Genomic DNA, 19825 nt, shown 5'->3' on the forward strand with positions numbered 1-19825 from the left:
AAATTAACCATCGCAATCTAAATGGATATCAAGGCCCGCTTCATCTTCTCAAGCTCATCCAATACCTTCCCGATGCCCATCGCGACGACGTAAAGCGGTTGCTCGGCACACATGACTGGGATATTCAAAGATGCAGACAACCTCTTGGGCAAGCCCTTTAACAACGCTCCCCCTCCTGTCAATATTATCCCTCGCTCGACAATATCTCGGACAAGCTCAGGGGAGGTGCGCTCCAATGTATCGCGCACCGTCTCTTCCATTCTCTTAATAAGGGGCTCCAGAGCAACCCTTACATCGGAGGACGTAATGGTCAAGGTCTTGGGCAACCCGTTGCTTAAATCACGCCCCTTGACCTCTATGGACAGCTCTTCATCCAAAGCGCATACTGATCCCACAGATATCTTTATCTCTTCGGCCATGGCCTCGCCAATGCACATCTTGAAGTTCTGTCGCAACAGCTCAATGATGGCCTCGTCTATATCGTCACCTGCCACTCGCAAGGATGAGCTTTCCACTATTCCCCCCAAAGACAAAACAGCTACCTCGGTTGTGCCGCCTCCGATGTTTATGATCATGGTCCCCTTGGGTTCATGTATGGGAAGGCCCGCACCAAGGGCTGCAGCCAGGGGCTCTTCTATGATGTAGGCTTCTCTGGCTCCCCCACCCAGGCAGGCATCTATCACCGCTTTCCTTTCCACCTCCGTCACACATGCCGGAACGCTTACTACGACCCTCGGACGTGCAAGGATGCGTCTATCGCCATTTATCTTTCTTATGTAATGCTGAAGCATCGCTTCAGTCACATCGAAGTCGGCGATCACACCATGCTTCAATGGCCTTAAGGTAACTATGCTTTGAGGCGTCTTGCCTATCATTTCCTTGGCTCGCCTTCCGATGGCTATTATCTCATCTCTAGCGTTCGATGACTTTCGGTAGGCCACCACCGAGGGCTCATCTACCACGATGCCCTTGCCCTTAAGGTATACGACCACATTGGCAGTCCCAAGATCTATGCCTATATCTTGAGCAAATAATCCCGATAAAAACCTAAACAAACGAACAAACCCCCTCCAATTAACGGCAACAAATTTATTGGCTCAGATAATTTTACATAAGACCTCCCGCAAAAATCCAGTTAAACTGAAATTCACCGTTCTTTCCTTGGCCAAAATGGATTATTTTGACGCTCCCTTCCCAAGATCGTCTCAGGTCCGTGCCCAGGCAGGACCCTTAAATCGTCGGGCAAGCCCTCAAGCTTCTTTAGCGAAGCCTCCAAGGCATCAAAATCTCCACCCGGCAAATCGGTCCTGCCCACGCTTAAAGCGAATAAGGTATCTCCCGAAAAAAGGGCCATTTCTTTGCCATGGATCACGAGGAAGCAAACTGACCCAGGTGTATGTCCAGGCGTGTGTATGACGCGCACCAAAAGGTCGCCAACCTTTATCTCGTCTCCGTCTGAGAGCAACTTGACCTCATGGTCCACCTTGACGACATCTCCCGTAAATATAGAAAGGTTTTTTGAGGGGTCAATCAGCATTCCGGCATCGTCTTTATGTATGGCCACGGAACAATTGAAGCGTTCAGCTAAAGCGTTCACCCCTCCCACATGATCAGCGTGCCCGTGGGTCAGAAGGATCCATTCAAGCTGCAAGGAGTTTCCTTCGATGGCAGCTATTACATCGTCGGGGTCTCCTCCCGGATCCACGAAAAAGGCCTTGTGCGATTCATCATATACCAAATATCCGTTTGCAAACAGCGAACCTAAGGGAAATCTATGGATCTTCATTTATTCAGCACCTCTTTACTATCTAGTATCAAAGTAACAGGCCCATCGTTGCATAAGCTCAGCTTCATGTGGGTTTGAAATCGCCCCGTCTGCACCTTCAATCCCGTTTTCTTCAATTCATCCAGAAATTTTTTGAAAAGTTCAAGGGCCAGCTCTGGCGAAGCAGCACCCAAAAAAGAAGGCCTTCTGCCTTTGCTGCAATCACCAAAAAGCGTGAACTGAGATACAGCCAAGATTGAGCCCTTCACATCGAGCAGGGAGAGGTTTAACTTTTCCTCATCATCGGGAAAGACTCTCAAGTTGGGTATTTTGTTCGCCATATATTTTACATCCTCAAGGGTGTCATCACGCGATACTCCAACCAAAAGGCAAAGTCCGGGGCCTATCTCGCCGACCACCTCGCCATCAACCTCAACCTTAGCCCAGAGCACTTTCTGCAGTACAACTCTCATTTCTCTACCCCCTCAGGACCATTAGCACTCCTTCGACAGAATTGATGCGCGCCATAATTTTGTAAAGCTGCTCCACGTCTTTAACCTGTATCTCCATGTTCATCCGAGCCCTATTCTTATCCACTACATGAGCGCTTATGGAAAGTATATTGCCCTCGGCAGCATTGATGGCTTGAGTCACATCGGCAAACAGGCCAGCCCGGTCGATTGCTTCCAGTCTCAGCCTTGTAACATAATAGGCCTTCGTCTTAAGCCCCCACGATACGGCTACCTTCCGATCCTGAGACGCCCTAAGCAAATTGGGGCAATCAGCCCTATGAACCGTGATCCCCCTTGTCGTTGTAACGTAGCCCACGATCTGATCCCCCGGAACGGGGCAGCAGCAATGCGCCAATGAGACCATGACTCCGCCGCTTCCCTCGACCATTATCTCGGAATCGGTCTCCTTCTTAACCTGGACGACAGGCTTAGCGGCCCCCTTTGACTTTGTGCGCTCCGCCTCGATGAGCTTTGTAACGGCAACGGAGGGTGAAATGGTCCCCTCGCCTATCGCAACGAACAAGTCGTCTTTGTTGGACAACCCGAAATCCCTTGCCACTTTGTTCAATGATGGAGACAAGGACTCCACATCGACATCATCATATTCCTCATGTTTTGCCAGTTCGGCTAACAGTATATCGCGCCCCTTCTCCAAGCGCTCCTTCTTTTCCGTTTGCTCCATCGCCCTGAAGTAGGCCTTGATCTTCGATCTGGCTCGTCCCGTGCTCACTATGCTGAGCCAGTCTCGCGAAGGATGCCCTTGAGGGGACGTAAGTATCCTTACTATGTCGCCATTTTGTAGCTCGTAACTTAACGGCACAATGCGGCCGTTCACCATGGCTCCCACGCATTTGTTGCCGATCTCCGTGTGGATGGAGTAAGCAAAATCCAGAGGCGTTGCTCCCTTTGGCAGGGATATTACATCGCCCTTCGGGGTGAACACGAAGACCTCAGTGGACAACACGTCTGCTTTAAGGTTTTCCAAAAATTCCGACGGTTCCGACGTCTCCAACTGAGTTTCCAGGACCTGTCTCACCCAAGTCAGCTTAGCGTCAAGATCATCAGGTTTGGTTTGCCCTTCCTTGTATCTCCAGTGAGCTGCTATGCCGTACTCTGCCACCCAGTGCATGTCCCACGTCCTAATCTGCACCTCGAGGGGCTCACCGCTCGGGCCGACTACGGTCATATGCAGTGACTGGTACATGTTGCTCTTGGGGTTTGCGATGTAATCGTCGAACTGGCCTGGAATTGGCTTCCATATGGTATGCACTATCCCTAAAGCCTGATAACAGTCCACAACTGTATTGGTAATCACCCTGAGAGCCAATAGATCGTACATCTGTTCTATAGTCAGGTTCTTTCGCTTCATCTTTTCGTAAATGCTGTAGAAATGCTTTGCCCTGCCCGTTATGAACGCCTTTATGCCCGCTTCGTCCAGCTTTTTGGATAAAACATCTATTGCTTCCTTTATTATGGCTTCCCTTTCGGGAAGTTTTTTCCTAACTCTGCGTCTTATCTCGTAGTACATGTCCGGTTCCAGGACCTTAAAGGCCAAATCCTCAAGCTCACGCTTAAGGTGATAGATGCCCAGCCTGTGCGCCAAAGGAGCATATATCTCAAGCGTCTCCTTTGCAATGCGAAGCTGCTTGTCCCTCCTTAAAACCTGGATCGTGCGCATATTATGAAGCCGATCGGCCAACTTTATCAACACGACCCTTATGTCCTTGGCCATGACCAGAAACATCTTTCGCAAATTTTCAGCCTGGTAGTCCTCGACGGTCTTAAAATCGATATTTCCAAGTTTTGTAACGCCATCGACGAGGATGGCCACGTTTGTGCCAAATTTTTCCTTTATTTCCTCAAAGGAAGTATCGGTATCCTCCAGCACGTCGTGCAGCAAGGCCGCAACAAGCGTCTCTATGTCGATATCGATGTCTGCAAGGATGCCGGCCACGGAAAGCAAGTGCACCACGTATGGTTCCCCAGTGACCCTTTTCTGATCCCTATGTTTGTTCGCTGCATACACAAAAGCCTCCCCCAAGAGCTTGAGCTCGTCCTTATTTAGGTACTTTGCAGCCTTGCTCCAAAGTTCCTGCCAAGCCAAACTCACGACGGTAGTCCTGCTATCTTCTGGAATGCGACCCATAAAGCTGTCGCGAAGAATCCTCAAGGCCTTGTCCATTCCCTTGGAGGATGTAAATGAAGGTTCTTTCCATTGGTAGCCAGATGTAATAGAACTTTCGCTACCTTCCATTGTCACATTACTCCCTTAATAAACTAGATAACCACCTTTTCAACCTTTACGGAAATTTTCAATTTGCCGTTAAAGGAATCCATGAAGGGTCGATATAGCCAACCCTTAATTTTATCTTTATATTTAGACATTTCATTAAATCCAAAGATTAATAATTCTCCCCTGGGCGTCAGAATTCGGTAATTGCCCTCACCCCTCAGGGGCTTTATGACGTCTCCATCCCTATGGCTTACAAAGAAATAGGGCATCTCGTTGTCCTCGCCAAAAGGCGCCAACTCTCGAAAATCATTCCATAGATTTATATCCCAACTTCCCGGTTCCAACAATATGGCGTTTTCGAGTTGATCTTTCATATCCGTCGTACATATCTCCGTCAAGCTTTCCTCCAGCTTGTCCTTAACCCCCGACCATCTATCCACATCTACGCTAAAGCCGGCCGCACCTTTATGGCCGCCCCAGCTTTTGAGGTAGGGCGAGACAGTTTCCAGGATCCTAACGGCATTAAGGCCGTCAGGGACCCTTAAAGAAGCCCTTATGTCCTTGCCCTGGGGGGCAGCCAAAACTATCGGTCTATTATACTCATAGCATAAACGGCTTGCCACACTGCTCAAAAGGCCAAGAGGCCAATGAACGGAATCCAAGACGAATCTGCAACGTCCAGTTCGCAAACGTAAAGTAGCCTGGTCATAGAGGGCGGCACTCAGTTTCTTTCTCTGGTAATTCAGGGCAACGAGCTTCTGGGCAGCAACCCTACTATAAGTAGAAGCTTCCAGGGCCTGCAACGCAATCTCCGCAAGCGAAATCCTTCCCGCTGAGTTAAGGCAAGGATTTAGCTTCATCGCAAGTTGGTTCTCGTCTATGGGGCATGTTATCGACAACTTGTCGAAAAGATATCGCAAACCAGGCCTCTTAGACCTCTCCAGCTTCTTAAGCCCCTCCTTGACCAATGCCCTATTCAATACCCCCAGAGGCATAGAGTCTCCAATCACCGATAAGACAACGATCTCCAACCTGTCGGCAAGCCAATCCCTGGATATGAGCCCGCTTTGCCATAACCAGCACCAAAGGACAGCCGTGGCCGATAGCGATTTAGCCTCCTCATCTCCGCCGAGATGGGGGTTTATTATACACCCGCCGTGTCCGACATTGTCGGCATAATGATGATCGAAGACGACAACCTTCAAGCCCATGTCTAAGGCTTGCTTTATCTCTACATCATTTTTGGTGCCGCAATCGGTGACGATGAGGAGATCGAACCCCATGCGTGCTATAGCTTTAATCACATCAGCATTTAAGCCGTATCCGTCCTTTAACCTATGGGGCAAATAATATCGAGCATGCCAGCCCATTGCGCTGGCAAATTCGCTGGCAAGCAAGGCCGAAGCAACTCCGTCCACGTCATAATCGCCATACAATGCCACCTTGCTCCCCCTTGGGAGGGATTGTAATTGAGATAAGACATCGGAGCCGCTGTCGCACAACCGTAATTGGGATAACAATGAACCAAGGCTCGGGCGCAACCATGCCCGAGCCTTTTCTATGTCAAGGTGGTTTCCATGCCTCATACATAACGCCAGTGCCGTCAACTCATGGCATTGCAACGCCTGTGCCAACGTGTAGTGGAGATCGTCCAAACTCCAAATGCGCAAATTCGAATGATGCTGTAAAGAAATCACTTCTCAACTTCTACCCCTTCGTTTTCGATGAACTCTGAGCCCATAGGTTCACCCTTTACCGCTGTGGTATTCCTATGCTGTAAAGCCTCAAGCAAGGAGCGTTTCTCCTCTTCCAAGTCAGCAATACGCTTTTTTAACTCCCTGATATCATTTTTGTGCTTGTTCTTGAACTCCAAATAGGATGCGAAAGAGACGATCCACATCATGATCGCTCCAGCTCCAAACACCAATACTTCCCATATGCCCTGATGGAGCGACCATTGCCACATCAGGAATTTCACTATAACTGTACCGCTGTTCTGCACCGCATAGAAGGCCGCCAACAACATGCCAAGCGCCAGCGCCACAACATAACTTTTCATCGGAGTCCCACCTTTAAGCAAACATATTTAACTACTTTTCGCCCTTCCCAGCCCTTTGGTTGCAAGATGCGAGGCTTTCCTCCTGCCTCCCGCGTATCTGAGGATTTTCTTCCTTCTCAAGGTTCTTTAGATATTTTTTGCGCTCGCTTTCCTCCCAAATCGGATCATATATCTCCTTCATCCTTCTAGCGTACTCGTCCAGGCCTGCCGCAAGCTCGTTCAAGAGCTTATCCGCACCAGGATGGGTTGGGTGTGCTCCGTACTTGGTAACCATTTCCCTTAGGACCGCCGGGTGATCGATTATCAGGCAAGGGCGAAGCAAATTATCGTCCTCGTAAGGTTGCCGTGATCGTATTGCCTCGAAGAAGGGGCTTTTTAATATTTCGACAAGCGTCTTTTCCCTGATGTTGTCTACGGCAAAATGACAAAATACGCACGGCTCCACATCTCCGTTGGAAATGATGTGCAAATATCTGAATCCTGCGGCTATGCACCCATCGACATAAGGACCATCGTTCCAAAAATCTCCCAAAAATATGGGGTACTTCGATCTCCATTCATCCACTTTCTTTTTTAGGTAAGCCCTCTGCTCAGGCGTTGCCATATAGGAAAGGTCGGGATTCAGGCCTGTAGGTATGTACTGGAAGAACCACCCCACCTTACACCCTTCCTCCAGCATGCGCTCTATGAACTCATCGCTCGATATGTAGGGAGCGCTAGAGCGCGTGTACGTAGCACTAAAACCGTATAACACGCCCTTTCGCCTCAACCTCCGATAGGTCTCTATTATTTTATTGTACATCCCCGGGCCCCGCCTGTAGTCCGTTTCCTCCGGTGTCCCCTCTATGGAAATCATGGGCGCCACGTTGCCCAGTTCGACCAATTTATCTGCCACCTCATCGGTGATGAGAGTACCGTTGGTATAAACCTGGAAGTAACAATCATCATGTTTGGCCCAAATCTCAAATAAATCCTTTCTGGTGAAGGGCTCGCCTCCGGATATGGTAAAAAAGTACATACCCAACTCCTTGGCCTGAGTGATGATGTCGTCTATCTCTTCAGCGGTAAGGTCGCTTGAAGTATCGTATGACCCGGCATAACACCCCTTACACCTCAAGTTGCATCTCATGGTAGGGCTTATTACCATAAAATTAGGGATGCGTACGCCAAGCTCCTTGGACTTTCTGTCTCTAATGCCACGGGAAAGCACCATGAAATTGACGATTAGGTTTACTATCAATTTCTTGCGACAGTTGGGATGAAGCTCCTGAAAAACCCTTCTAAAGACCCCCACAAAGGGATGATTTACCCTGGCCATATCCGCAAGTTCTTTGAAGGTCTCGCGCTGATATTTAGCCGGCGCTAAGCGAGATATGGTATCGAAGAGCAATGCAAGCTTTTTATCGTCGCCCTCTTCGACCAGCTTGACGACTTGGTTAAGCAGGGCTACGGAAATCATCCCCTTCAGTCGGTCCGTTAAACTCATCACCATCAAAAAACGCCTCCTTCGATCTGACGCAAAACTAATCCTTAGAGTTTGCTATCTCCTCCTCTAAAGCTTTCACCCTTGCCTCCAGTGCCTTAAACTGCTCTATCGTTACAAAAGGAAGAAAGGACAAAAATTTTTCAACTTCATTTTTAAATCCCCTTACCAAGGCTTCCCGTCTCCTGGCAAGTTCTTCCTCTAACTGGCCTATCAATTTATCCATGGCCCATTGCTCCATGGCTCCTTGCTGTACAAGCGAGCTCATGTAAGACCTACATAAAGAGACAAGGTCGTCGCTTACGCCGAACCCTCCTAATATCAACTGTATCAAAGAATCCATGTTCAAGACGACCCCCCTTCACTTCGTTATTTTAGCTTAACTTCCTCAAAAGATACAAGCCAAAGTAATTTAGCGCTTTTGTAGTTTACCAGCCTCATGGGGCGATCGCAAGTACCATTCTACGACCATTGCTCCGGCTATATATATCGAACTGTAAGTGCCTACGATGATCCCAATCAAGAGCGCCATGGAAAAATCGGATATAACCTCACCGCCCCACAAAAAAAGCGTTATCACGGGAAACAGCGTGGTCAAAGATGTGTTGATCGTACGAGACAAAACCTGGTTTATGGAGTTATTGAATAGGTCAACCACTCCCCACTGTTTAAGATTCTTGAAGTTCTCCCTCACCCTATCGAATACCACTATCGTATCGTTGATGGAATATCCGACGAGCGTCAACATTCCCGCAATGAAGGGCATGGATACCTCGTGGTATGTAATGCTAAATATCCCCAGGGTGATAATCACATCGTGAACAAGGGCAACAACTCCCCCAACGGCGAATCTGAATTGGAAACGAAAGGTGATGTACGCAAGCATAGCCAACAATGCCAAAGACGTGGCCAGGATGGCGCTCCTTCGCAATTGGCTTCCGGCGACGGGTCCAACCACCTCAGTACGCAAGACCTTGACATTTTTACCCAGGGACTCGCGGAGCGAGGTGACTATCTTCTTTTGGTCACTTTCCTGGTCGGTCTTAAGGCGAATCAAGACGCCTTTCTCGCTATATGCCTGTATCACGGAGCCCCCAAAGCCTATCTTATCCAGCGAGCCTCTTACCTCGGCAACGGATACGGGACTGTCGAATTCCAGCTGCAACAACATGCCTCCTGTGAAATCTATGCCAAAATTCAAACCCCTCGTTATCAGCAGCACCAAACTCAACAAAACCAACAGTGCGCTGCCCAATAAGGCCAACCTCCGATACTTCATGAAATTTATATACGTCTTAAGTTTAATGGACATCACGATCTCTCCTTAGCGTTGGAAAGCACAGGCCTTTTTCGCCTCAGCATAAAGATGCGCAACAACACTTTGGTCACAAAGACGGCACAAAAGACGCTCGCCACTATACCTATGCTAAGGGTAACGGCAAATCCCCTCACGGGGCCGGTACCATAGTAGAACAGAAATACGGCTGCGAACAAAGTAGTCAGATTAGAGTCGACAATCGTGACAAAAGCCTTCGCAAAGCCGGCGTCGATTGCCGCTATAGCGGTCTTTCCACTCCGAAGTTCTTCCTTTATGCGCTCATATATCAATATGTTTCCGTCTACGGCCATGCCTATAGTAAGGACAATGCCGGCAATCCCCGGCATCGTTAGCGTTGCCTTAAAGCTCGCAAGGCCGGCTAGCAATAAGATGATGGTCATAGCCAGGGCCACATCTGCCACCAATCCCATGCTTGAATAGTAGATGACCATAAACAAAAACACCATTGCAGCCCCAATCAAACCCGCCTTTATTCCAGATCTGATCGAGTCGCTGCCCAACGTGGGCCCTATCGCGCGAACCTCCAGAACCTCTACGGTAACGGGAAGAGCTCCGGCTCTTAACATTATGGCAAGCCTTTGAGCTTCATCGGTGGTAAAACGTCCGCTGATCTGGGCTTCTCCAGCGCTTATGCGTTCTTGTACGACCGGGGCGGAGATCACCACTCCATCCAGCACTATGGCAACCTGTCGACCAATATTGTTTGTCGTAACCTCATCGAAGAGACGAGCGCCCTGACTGTTGAACTTAAGCGTTACAACAGGCCTTCCCAAGTTATCAAAGGCAACCCTGGCATCGACCAAATGCTGTCCAGTCACCGATGCGGGCCCGAGCAAGTAGGCTTGCCCTTCCTCGCTTCTAGCCACTATCAAAGACGGGTCTTCCTTGAGACGCTTTTGCAGCTCCTGCTCAGCCAATGATGCCTGACGTCGGTATTCTTCCCACCTTTCGACAGCTGCGTCGTACTCTGCCTGACTGCTGTAGTTTTGCCTTTCGGGCTTTCTTGGGACGGCCGGAGTGGCCGCCAAGACGGGACGAAATTCCAACATGGCCGTCTTTCCGATAAGTTCTATGGCTGCATCCGGATCATCCAAGCCGGGCAGTTGCACGACCACTCTATCGTTGCCTTCCCGCTGTATGACAGGTTCGGCCACTCCGTATTGATCTATCCTATTTCGTAACACCGCTATGAGACGCTCAATGCTATCGCTGGTGATGGGATTGTCCGGCGTACCTTTAGCCTGCAATAGTATGTGCACCCCGCCTTTGAGATCCAACCCAAGTTTTATCTTTTGACTTGGGGGATAGATAGCCCATAGAGAAGCAAAAAGTATCACTAAAATCAATATGACTTTCCAGCGCTCATGTTTAGGCAATTGACTTCTACCTCCTAATTTAGGAGCAGCGACTAGTTAGTTGTGATCATCTCTCTCCTGCAGCAGCCTCAGTAACCTCGGAACCGCTCTTTTTAACCGTATACGAGATGGCACTCTTAAGTATTCTAATTTTAACCCCATCGCTGATCTCTAAGATGAAGCTGTCATCCTTAATATCCTTGACAGTACCATATATTCCCCCAGCTGTTACGACCATATCTCCACGCTTTATGGAATTCAACATATCCTGATGTTGCTTTTGACGCTTTTTCTGGGGTCTTATCAACAAAAAATAAAATATCACTATAAAAAGCAGTAATGGCCACATCATACCCAATAATCCAGCTTGTCCGCTCAAAATAATCCCTCCCAAAACGATTTAATTATTTACTTACCACTCGTAATACTGCTTTAGAAAAATTATACTATTTTTAAATATTGCCGCCCCTTTCTTTGAGCTTTATGTAAAAAAGCAGTTTCTCAAGCTCTATAAATATATCCACATTGTAGAGTATAACATGCTCCGGGACGACCAAGGCAGTGGGGGCAAAATTTAATATCCCCTTAATCGGTGCACTTGATGTAGCTCTATCCACCACATCTTGAGCTGCAGATGCCGGGGTCGTTATTATGAGGACCTCTACGCCTTCCTCGTTCAAGACCTTAGACATTTCCTCCACATCATAACAGTGAATGCCGTGTATTTTTCGCCCAATCTTATTAGGATCGATGTCAAACAGGGCAACGATGCGAAATTTCTCGCTCTCAAATGCCTTATAGCCCAGCAAGGCTTCTCCTAAATTGCCCACGCCAATCATGGCTATTTTCCATGTCTTTGGGGGGGCAAATATGGAGTTAAGGTGTTGATAAAGCTTTTCTACGTTATAGCCAACTCCCCTTTTGCCGATCTCGCCGAAGTAAGAAAGATCCTTTCTAACCTGGCTCGCCTTTATCCCCAGCGCATCTCCAATCTCCTGCGAAGATACGACTCTTTTGCCCGATTCGCGACACCGCTCCAGAAAGCGAATGTACTGGACCAGTCTTTCGACTGTAGGTTCAGCTATCCTCATCTCTTTTTCTCCCTTCTGTTAAAGGTCTTAAGGCCGCTGTAAATAGCAAGATCATCCAGTTCCTCGGAAATCCTCAAAAGCTGATTGTATTTGGCAACCCTATCTATCCTGGCTGGCGCCCCGGCCTTGATCTGTCCCACGCCAGTGGCAACAGCTAAATCGCTAATGAAGGGATCGTCCGTCTCACCGGATCTATGCGATATTATAGCTGAGTAGGAATGCCTCAATGCCATATCTACTACATCAAGGGTCTCCGTCAATGTGCCGATTTGGTTCAATTTGACCAGAATGGCATTCCCAATCCCTTGGGATATCCCCTGCATGAGCCTCTGAGGGTTGGTAACGAAGAGATCGTCTCCTACAAGTTGGACTTCGTCTCCCAGAGCTTGAGTAAGCATCTTCCATCCTTCAAAATCGTCCTCGGCCATCCCGTCCTCTATGGAAATGATGAACGGGTAGGATCGGCAAAGTTTCATGTAATACTCAACAAGTTGTTCCTTGGAGTATTTTTTGCCTTCGCCTTTGAAGCAGTAAAGTCCATCCTCGTATAGTTCCGAAGCGGCCACGTCCAGGGCAAGGCTTACCTCCTCACCAGGTTTATATCCGGCCGCAGTAATTGCCTCCACAAGGACATCCAACGCCTCTTCCGCACCAGACAGGTTAGGAGCAAAGCCACCTTCGTCTCCGACGGAGGTATTTTTGCCCTTATTTTTCAGTAACTTCTTTAAAGACTGGTACACTTCCACACCCATCCTGAGTGCTTCCTCAAAGCTATCGGCACCGTGAGGTACTATCATGAATTCCTGGACGTCTAAACTGTTGTCGGCATGAGCTCCCCCATTGATCACGTTCATGAGCGGGGTAGGCAATGAAAACGGCCCCAAGCCTCCAATATACCTCCAGAGGGGAAGATCCCGCTCCAAAGCAGCAGCCCTGGCAACTGCAAGGGAAACTGCCAGCATTGCATTTGCTCCTAAGTTACTCTTGTTTGGCGTTCCATCAAGATCGATCATTATCTTGTCGATGAGCTTTTGCTCGATCGGGTCCAAGCCGATTATTTCAGGAGCAATCTTTTCGTTTACATTTTCTACTGCCCTTAATACCCCTTTCCCGCCATAGCGCTTGTCTTTGTCCCTCAGCTCGATCGCCTCATGTTTGCCCGTTGAAGCGCCAGATGGCACAGCGGCCCTTGCCATCACACCGTCGTCCAACCATACCTCTGCCTCTACTGTAGGATTGCCCCTGGAATCCAAGATTTCGCGGGCATTGATCCCAACTATGTGACTCATTCAAATCACCCCTTTGCAAGGCTACATCGAATTATCTTCCTTGTCCACCAAATGATCCCCCAGGACCCTATAGGCTTCCTTACCCCTTTTTAATAAGAGATCGTCATCGCATAGGACTTGGACCTTCAAGATCCTTCTGGGAAAGGCAACCTCGATAACATCGCCTTCCCTCACGGAAGACGAGGGCTTTGCCGCTCTTCCGTTTAGCTTGACCAATCCGGCCATGATCATTTCCTGAGCTACAGTTCGTCTTTTTACCATCCGCGAGATCTTTAAGAACTTATCGATCCTCATCAAGATACCCCAATCACACAAATATAACTATTATAATGAACATCTTGATCTATACAAGCGTTTTTAACTCTATAGCAAAGCCGGACCAGATAAAAGATCGATCCGGTCCGGCTTTTTAGTTTATATGGCAAAACGTAGGGAGGCTCCTATTCCATCATATTCCCTCAATGGAGATTGTCCACCTATGACGATCACATCCCCATCGTTGCGCAATGTCCCACAGACCAAAAGGTCGATCAGGTCATCGACTACTTCCATGGCACCATGACACAAAGGACATGCATCCTCATCTACTCCCAGTGCCCCGCAAGACCCGCATCGCTTTCCGCCGATCATTCGATATTCATCTATTACAAGCTGGTGGATGGCGTACAAGTTCGATGCCCGAATGACACCCCTAAGCCCGGCAATTGCCATGCCGCCCTTTTCATATTCCGTTATTATGCTTTGTACAAGTTTAGAGCTGCTTTCAACAAAGGACTTGATGGCGTGATCGGTCACGGCCTCAAGAATTATTCGAACTTGGTCGGTTATACCTAACTTTGAGCAAACCTCGACGGGGGTATCGGCCAGAATTTCGCCGACAAGATCGGCTACGACTAAAGCGTAATTCGCATTTCCCCCTATCAATACCAATGAGTAGTCGTCGTCATCGTAAAGTGCCCTCAAAGTGGCGGCGACGTTCTTCAGGTGCCTTTTTACGTGATCCTCCACATGCCTTTTAATGCGCGTCTCCTCTAAACCATACCATCCGGCAGATTTGACCTTGGGAGGGACGTCCTCTTCAAGGGTCAGAAGCTTATCGATGGCACTTGCAAATACACGATAGAAGGTTGCCCGCCTCGCCTCGACCACGGCAACCAGGGTAAGCCTGTGGGGATATAAGGCCTCTATCAGGGGCGCCAAAAAGGGATGGTCCGAAAACTTAACCAGATTCTCCACTGAAACGGGAAGTTCTATAAAACGATAGTAATCGCCTTCAAGATCGGCGAAACATGCGATCCCCTTGGCTTCACCCAAACCCCCGTGGACTAGCTTTTCGCCTAGGTCGTTGAAGATCGATGAAATTCGCTCGCTATATCGCGTATCAGCATAAAAATTAGCTCCTTCTTCAATGGCCTTCTTTTGAAGGTTCTTGAGATCGATCAGGATTTCCTTTGCCGATCTCTTGCTCCTGTCGCAGTCGATATAAAAAGACATTAGCCTGGTCTTGGTTTCGCACTCTCTAAGTAAAGTCTTCGCAACGCTTTCAAACACTCGCTTCACCCCCTCATTGATATTAAAGTATAGAAAGTTCCTCTTTATTAAGAATATCGTTTTCTTACGATCTGAACAAGCATTTTAAGGCAAACCTCACTCGAGGTAATCTCGCAATCGTTTGCTCCTGCTCGGATGGCGCAACTTACGCAACGCCTTGGCCTCGATCTGTCTTATCCTTTCCCTGGTAACGTTAAAGCGCTTGCCTACCTCTTCAAGCGTATGGGCATGTCCGTCCTCAAGGCCAAACCGTAAGCGCAGGACTTCCCTTTCCCTTTCGGTCAGCTCGTCGAGCATCTCCTCCAGCTGTTCGCGCAACAACTGACCGGCCGTTGCCTCTTCCGGATTCGGCGATTCCTTATCCTCCAGAAAATCTCCAAGCTGACTGTCCTCCTCCTCTCCGATCGGCGTCTCAAGGGAAACCGGTTCTTGCGCAATCCTCTGTATATCTTCTACCTTTTCCGGCGGCAAGCCCAGAGCTTGGGCAATTTCCTCAGTAGTAGGCTCCCTTCCCAATTGTTGGACCAACTGCCTTGAAACCCTGATAAGCTTGTTTATCGTCTCGACCATGTGCACCGGGATCCTTATGGTGCGCGCCTGATCAGCTATTGCCCTGGTTATCGCCTGCCTTATCCACCAGGTAGCATAGGTGCTGAATTTAAAGCCTTTACGATAATCGAACTTCTCGACGGCGCGTATAAGGCCCAAATTGCCCTCTTGGATCAAATCCAAAAAGGAAAGCCCCCTTCCGATATACTTCTTGGCAATGCTCACGACTAAGCGCAAATTTGCCTCGATCAGCTTCTTCTTTGCCTCCTCGTCCCCCTCTTCGACCCTTTTGGCAAGCTCTATCTCCTCCTCAGGGGTAAGCAGGGGGATCTTTCCTATCTCCCTCAAATACATCCTGACGGGATCGGCAATGGAAACGCTTTCCAATTCGGCCAGGTCCTCAAGGCTCGCCTGAGGCAACAGTTCCCCCTGTTGGAGTTCCTGAATCTTATCCTCATCGCGCACATCGATACCAAGTTCCAAGAGGTTAGAATACACGTTATCCATTATCTCAGCCTCACTTAAAGCCTCTTGGGGCAAATATTTTTCAAGGTCATCGTAGGTTATGAAGCCCTTTTGTCTCCCTTCCTGCAGCAGGTCGCGAATGTTCTCTATCAACTCCGCCATCTCTTGAGGCTCCGTCTCTTCAAGATCATGGATATCTTGGTCTATGATCTTTTCTTCTTGCTCATTTCGCAATACCTTTTCGGCATTTGTCTTTATATCGGTACTTTTCTTACTATTTTTGCTCTTTTTTTTCTTTTCTGAACTCATATACCCATCTTTCCCCCCTTCAAGACGGAAGCAATCTTTTGAACCTCCTCGATCTCATCGCGAGTTGCCTCCCCCCTCAACATCTTGGAATAAAGAGCATTATACCTCGACTTCATGGCCTTTACCTTCAACGCATTGACAATGACATCCCAAATCTCTGTTCTATCGTCAAATTGCTGGCAAAAGGCATTGCCCAATGCCAGCGCTTCGAGCGGAAACCTGTCGCCCGACTTCAACCATCGTTCCTCCAACTCTTCGGGCTGTTCGCCGTTTAAGAGCGCTGCTATCAAGGTCTTCAAGCGATCGTCGCTAATTAGAGGAAATACATCTTCAGGATTTAAGTTGTATCTTTTCGTTAAATCGTTCCACAGCAACGAGAACAATGCAGCTTCCTCAGCATCGATCATGCGCTTTTTTTGCTCCTCTGCATTTATATATACGCTCGGATTACCACGTTTCCCTTTTTTTTCACCCCTTGTCTTTGCGACATTGGCCCTAGCGCTTAACAGCTCATCCTCGAGAGCGTGCCTGGGCATTCCAAGCTTAGCGGCAATCTGAGGGATGAATGGCGCAAGATCGGGAAGATCTATCCTCGATAAACCTTCAATCAGCTCTTCGACCACTTTTTTTCTGAGGTTGAGATCGTTCAATAAGTCCTCTCTTATTTTAATATGATATAAAGGCAGAGGAAGGCTTTTCTTCAAAAGTTCCTCAAAGGCCTTGCCGCCTTTCTCCTGTAAAAATTCGTCGGGGTCCCTGTCGGGCGGCAGTGAGACTATGTTCACCTGCAATCCCAAGGCCTGCAGTATATACATCCCCCTTATCGAGGCCTCGCGGCCTGCACTGTCGGCGTCGTAGCATACATAACAACTGTTAGTAAAGCGCTTTAAAAGCTTTCCCTGCTCCTCAGTCAAAGCAGTTCCAAGGGATGCAACAGCCTCCCGAAAGCCAGCCATATGCAACCTTATGGCATCCATATAGCCCTCTACCAGAATTGCACGCCCCCTTTCGCGGATGGCGTCTTTGGCCAAATTCAGCAAATAAAGACAAGAACCCTTATGAAAAAGCGGGCCTTCGGGAGTGTTTATATACTTTGCCCCTTCGCCGGACAAAGAGCGCCCACCGAAGCCTACGAGGCGCCCGGTTACGTCTCTCACGGGAAATATTACCCTACCCCTGAACCTGTCATAAAGCCCGCGCGACCCCTCAACGACCAACCCGCATTCGATGACAGCCTTAGCAGGTATGCCCGCCTTTGAAAGTGCACGCCATAGATAATCCCATGCAGGGGGAGCCCATCCGATCTCGAAATGGGACCACCATTCCTTGGGCAAATCCCTTTTAATCAAATATCGCCTGGCAATCTCTCCCGAAGCCCCCTCAAGACAATCGCGATATATCGAAAGGGCTTTTTCCATGACGTCGGTCAAGCTTTTATGGCCGCCCCTTTCGGGAGCGCTTTTAATCACTATCCCGGCTCTTTTGGCGAGCAACTCGACGGCCTCGGTAAACTTAAGCCCCTCCATGTCCATGACAAAGGATATAACGTCTCCACCCTTGCCACAGCCAAAGCAATGATAGAACTGTCGGTCCGGCATGACGTAAAAAGACGGCGTCTTTTCGACGTGAAAAGGACATAGCGCCTTATACCCCTTGCCTGCCCTGTGCAGTTCGACGTAATCTCCTATCACATCCAATATATTGATGCTTCTTTTTATTTCATCTATCTGCACCTTGTCCAAGGTAATCCCTCCAAAAACCAAAAGGGGAGGGATAAAATCGACCCTCCCCAAATTACCTGACGAAAAAGATCCGCATTAACTACGCTTCACTACATCAATAATGGAGCCATCACCAATGCTATGACCGACATCAACTTTATCAATATATTTAAACTGGGGCCGGCCGTATCCTTAAAGGGATCTCCTACCGTATCGCCGACGACAGCCGCTGCATGGGGAGGCGTTCCCTTGCCACCCAAGTTGCCTTCCTCTATATACTTCTTCGCGTTATCCCAAGCGCCTCCAGAGTTGGCCATAAATATGGCCAACATGACTCCCGTAACAATTGACCCCGCAAGCAGGCCGCCAAGGGCGGAAGAGCCAAGCAGCAATCCCACTATCACGGGAGAAAAGACGGCCATCATGCCAGGCACTATCATCTCCCTGAGGGCAGCCTTGGTAGAGATATCTACGCAGCGTTCGTAATCAGGCTCTTGAGTCCCCTCCATTATGCCGGGCAATTCCCTAAACTGACGGCGCACTTCCTCTATCATGCTCTGGGCTGCCCTGCCAACGGCCTGAATCGCCCTTGAGCAAAATATGAAGGGCAGCATTCCGCCAATGAAGAGCCCTACTAAAACGTGTGGATCCATGAGGTCGATCGCATTTAGTCCAACAGCATGTGCGTAGGCAGAAAAAAGCGCAATGGCGGTAAGCGCAGCTGATCCTATGGCAAGGCCCTTACCGACGGCTGCCGTGGTATTTCCTACGGCATCGAGCCTATCGGTGATCTTTCTCACATCAGGAGGCAGATGGCTCATCTCGGATATTCCTCCGGCGTTATCGGCTATTGGCCCGTAAGCATCTACGCTCAAGGTCATTCCCGTTATCGCCAGCATTCCTACTGCCGCGCAGGCTATGCCATACAAACCGCCCGAATAAACGGCGACCAATATGGAGGCGCATACGAGCAGAACCGGCCATAAGATTGATTTCATGCCCACGGCTATCCCCGTGAGGATGTTTGTTGCATATCCCGTCACCGAGGCATGGGCAATTTCCTTGACCGAGCTATACAGCGACGATGTGTATATCTCCGTAATATAACCTATAGCTACACCGCAAACAGTTCCTGCCAAGACGGACCAAAATAGAGCTAGGTTGCCAAACATGTATTTGGTAAGCACAAAGGAAAAAACGATGATCAAGATGCCGGTGACGAAGGTGCCTCTCCTCAAGGCAATTTGAGGGTCTCCCTTCTCCTTGATCCTCACGAAAAAGGTGCCTATCAAGGAAGCAACGATCCCCAAAGCTGACAATAGCAAGGGGTAGACCAATCCCTGGGTTCCAAACACGGTAACCCCCACTGCCATGGCGGCAATTATGGAGTTCACGTAAGATTCGAAGAGGTCTGCACCCATACCCGCTATATCTCCTACGTTGTCTCCCACGTTATCGGCGATAACGGCCGGATTTCGCGGGTCATCTTCGGGTATGCCGGCTTCCACCTTTCCGACCAGATCAGCACCCACGTCTGCTGCCTTTGTATATATGCCGCCCCCCACGCGGGCAAAGAGCGCTATCGAGCTGGCTCCGAAGCCGAAGGCCGTTATGATATTAGGATCCTTGTACAACAAATATGTGACGATTATGCCCAAGATGCCCACCCCGACGACAGTCATTCCCATGACGGAACCGCCCGAGAAGGCTATCCTCAACGCATCGTTCATCCCCTTAGTTGCCGCAAAGGCCGTCTTCCCGTTCGCCCGAGTTGCCACCTTCATTCCCAAAAAACCGGAAATGGCACTGCAAAAAGCCCCCAGTACAAATGATACGGCGAGGGGAACCCCCAGTTTCCACGCAAGCAAACAGGAGACTACTATGACAAACACTACAAGGGCCTTATATTCCCTGTAAAGGAAAGCCATGGCTCCCCTTTGGATGATGCTTGACAGATAATTAATCCTATCGTGCTCAACCTTGTAGTTGTTGATGCGACCGGCAACAATTAAAGCGTACAGCAAAGCTACCAAACCGGCGCCAGCTGAAGCCCATAATGCGTATCCATTCATCAAACGATCCCCCCACTCTTGATAATTTCAAG

The 19825-nt window shown here is 48.9% G+C and carries 18 protein-coding genes; all 18 read right to left on the minus strand.

The window, feature by feature from the left end:
• Window positions 1-17: 17 nt before the first annotated feature.
• Entirely contained in the window at window positions 18-1055 is a 1038-nt protein-coding gene (mreB, locus tag BUQ78_RS03295; protein ID WP_014806340.1) for a rod shape-determining protein, read from the minus strand.
• Window positions 1056-1147: 92 nt separating this feature from the next.
• The gene (locus BUQ78_RS03300; RefSeq protein ID WP_074199260.1) at window positions 1148-1786 is read right to left on the minus strand and encodes an MBL fold metallo-hydrolase; all 639 of its coding nucleotides are present in this window, start codon (window positions 1784-1786) and stop codon (window positions 1148-1150) included.
• Window positions 1783-2238, minus strand: coding sequence for a D-aminoacyl-tRNA deacylase (gene dtd / locus BUQ78_RS03305; RefSeq protein WP_014806338.1), 456 nt, complete (start codon window positions 2236-2238; stop codon window positions 1783-1785). The genes BUQ78_RS03300 and dtd overlap by 4 nt, the downstream gene beginning before the upstream one ends.
• A 4-nt stretch (window positions 2239-2242) precedes the next feature.
• Window positions 2243-4531 (minus strand): RelA/SpoT family protein, encoded by a 2289-nt coding sequence (locus BUQ78_RS03310; RefSeq protein ID WP_074199261.1) that lies wholly within the window; start codon window positions 4529-4531, stop codon window positions 2243-2245.
• A gap of 23 nt (window positions 4532-4554) precedes the next feature.
• Complete coding sequence (locus tag BUQ78_RS03315) at window positions 4555-6207, minus strand: DHH family phosphoesterase (protein WP_074199262.1); 1653 nt, start codon at window positions 6205-6207, stop codon at window positions 4555-4557.
• On the minus strand, window positions 6204-6569 hold the full coding sequence (locus BUQ78_RS03320; protein ID WP_014806336.1) for a LapA family protein: 366 nt from the start codon (window positions 6567-6569) through the stop codon (window positions 6204-6206). The genes BUQ78_RS03315 and BUQ78_RS03320 overlap by 4 nt, the downstream gene beginning before the upstream one ends.
• 31 nt (window positions 6570-6600) lie before the next feature.
• Window positions 6601-8061 carry a radical SAM/SPASM domain-containing protein gene (locus BUQ78_RS03325; protein ID WP_084532183.1) on the minus strand — a complete coding sequence of 487 codons (1461 nt, stop codon included), beginning with the start codon at window positions 8059-8061 and terminating at the stop codon, window positions 6601-6603.
• A gap of 31 nt (window positions 8062-8092) precedes the next feature.
• Window positions 8093-8395: a hypothetical protein gene (locus BUQ78_RS03330; protein WP_074199263.1), complete on the minus strand. Its 303-nt coding sequence runs from the start codon at window positions 8393-8395 to the stop codon at window positions 8093-8095.
• A gap of 69 nt (window positions 8396-8464) precedes the next feature.
• Window positions 8465-9364, minus strand: a complete 900-nt coding sequence (gene secF / locus BUQ78_RS03335) for a protein translocase subunit SecF (RefSeq protein ID WP_074199264.1) — start codon at window positions 9362-9364, stop codon at window positions 8465-8467.
• The gene (gene secD, locus BUQ78_RS03340) at window positions 9364-10767 is read right to left on the minus strand and encodes a protein translocase subunit SecD (protein WP_014806332.1); all 1404 of its coding nucleotides are present in this window, start codon (window positions 10765-10767) and stop codon (window positions 9364-9366) included. Before secD ends, secF begins: the two co-directional genes overlap by 1 nt.
• 46 nt (window positions 10768-10813) lie before the next feature.
• Window positions 10814-11125: a preprotein translocase subunit YajC gene (yajC, locus tag BUQ78_RS03345; RefSeq protein WP_014806331.1), complete on the minus strand. Its 312-nt coding sequence runs from the start codon at window positions 11123-11125 to the stop codon at window positions 10814-10816.
• 73 nt (window positions 11126-11198) lie between these two features.
• A complete protein-coding gene (locus BUQ78_RS03350; RefSeq protein WP_014806330.1) occupies window positions 11199-11837 on the minus strand; it encodes a redox-sensing transcriptional repressor Rex in 639 nt (212 codons plus the stop codon).
• Entirely contained in the window at window positions 11834-13126 is a 1293-nt protein-coding gene (eno, locus tag BUQ78_RS03355; RefSeq protein WP_074199265.1) for a phosphopyruvate hydratase, read from the minus strand. Before eno ends, BUQ78_RS03350 begins: the two co-directional genes overlap by 4 nt.
• A 21-nt stretch (window positions 13127-13147) precedes the next feature.
• Window positions 13148-13420, minus strand: a complete 273-nt coding sequence (locus BUQ78_RS03360) for an RNA-binding S4 domain-containing protein (RefSeq protein ID WP_014806328.1) — start codon at window positions 13418-13420, stop codon at window positions 13148-13150.
• Between the two features lie 120 nt (window positions 13421-13540).
• Window positions 13541-14677 carry a baeRF10 domain-containing protein gene (locus BUQ78_RS03365; protein WP_074199266.1) on the minus strand — a complete coding sequence of 379 codons (1137 nt, stop codon included), beginning with the start codon at window positions 14675-14677 and terminating at the stop codon, window positions 13541-13543.
• 96 nt (window positions 14678-14773) lie between these two features.
• Window positions 14774-16000 (minus strand): RNA polymerase sigma factor RpoD, encoded by a 1227-nt coding sequence (rpoD, locus tag BUQ78_RS03370; RefSeq protein WP_074199267.1) that lies wholly within the window; start codon window positions 15998-16000, stop codon window positions 14774-14776.
• Window positions 15997-17733 carry a DNA primase gene (gene dnaG / locus BUQ78_RS03375; protein WP_318259643.1) on the minus strand — a complete coding sequence of 579 codons (1737 nt, stop codon included), beginning with the start codon at window positions 17731-17733 and terminating at the stop codon, window positions 15997-15999. The genes rpoD and dnaG overlap by 4 nt, the downstream gene beginning before the upstream one ends.
• 98 nt (window positions 17734-17831) lie before the next feature.
• Window positions 17832-19793, minus strand: coding sequence for a sodium-translocating pyrophosphatase (locus tag BUQ78_RS03380; protein WP_014806324.1), 1962 nt, complete (start codon window positions 19791-19793; stop codon window positions 17832-17834).
• Window positions 19794-19825: the final 32 nt, after the last annotated feature.

It is taken from the genome of Acetomicrobium flavidum, from assembly GCF_900129645.1.
GTDB lineage: Bacteria > Synergistota > Synergistia > Synergistales > Acetomicrobiaceae > Acetomicrobium > Acetomicrobium flavidum.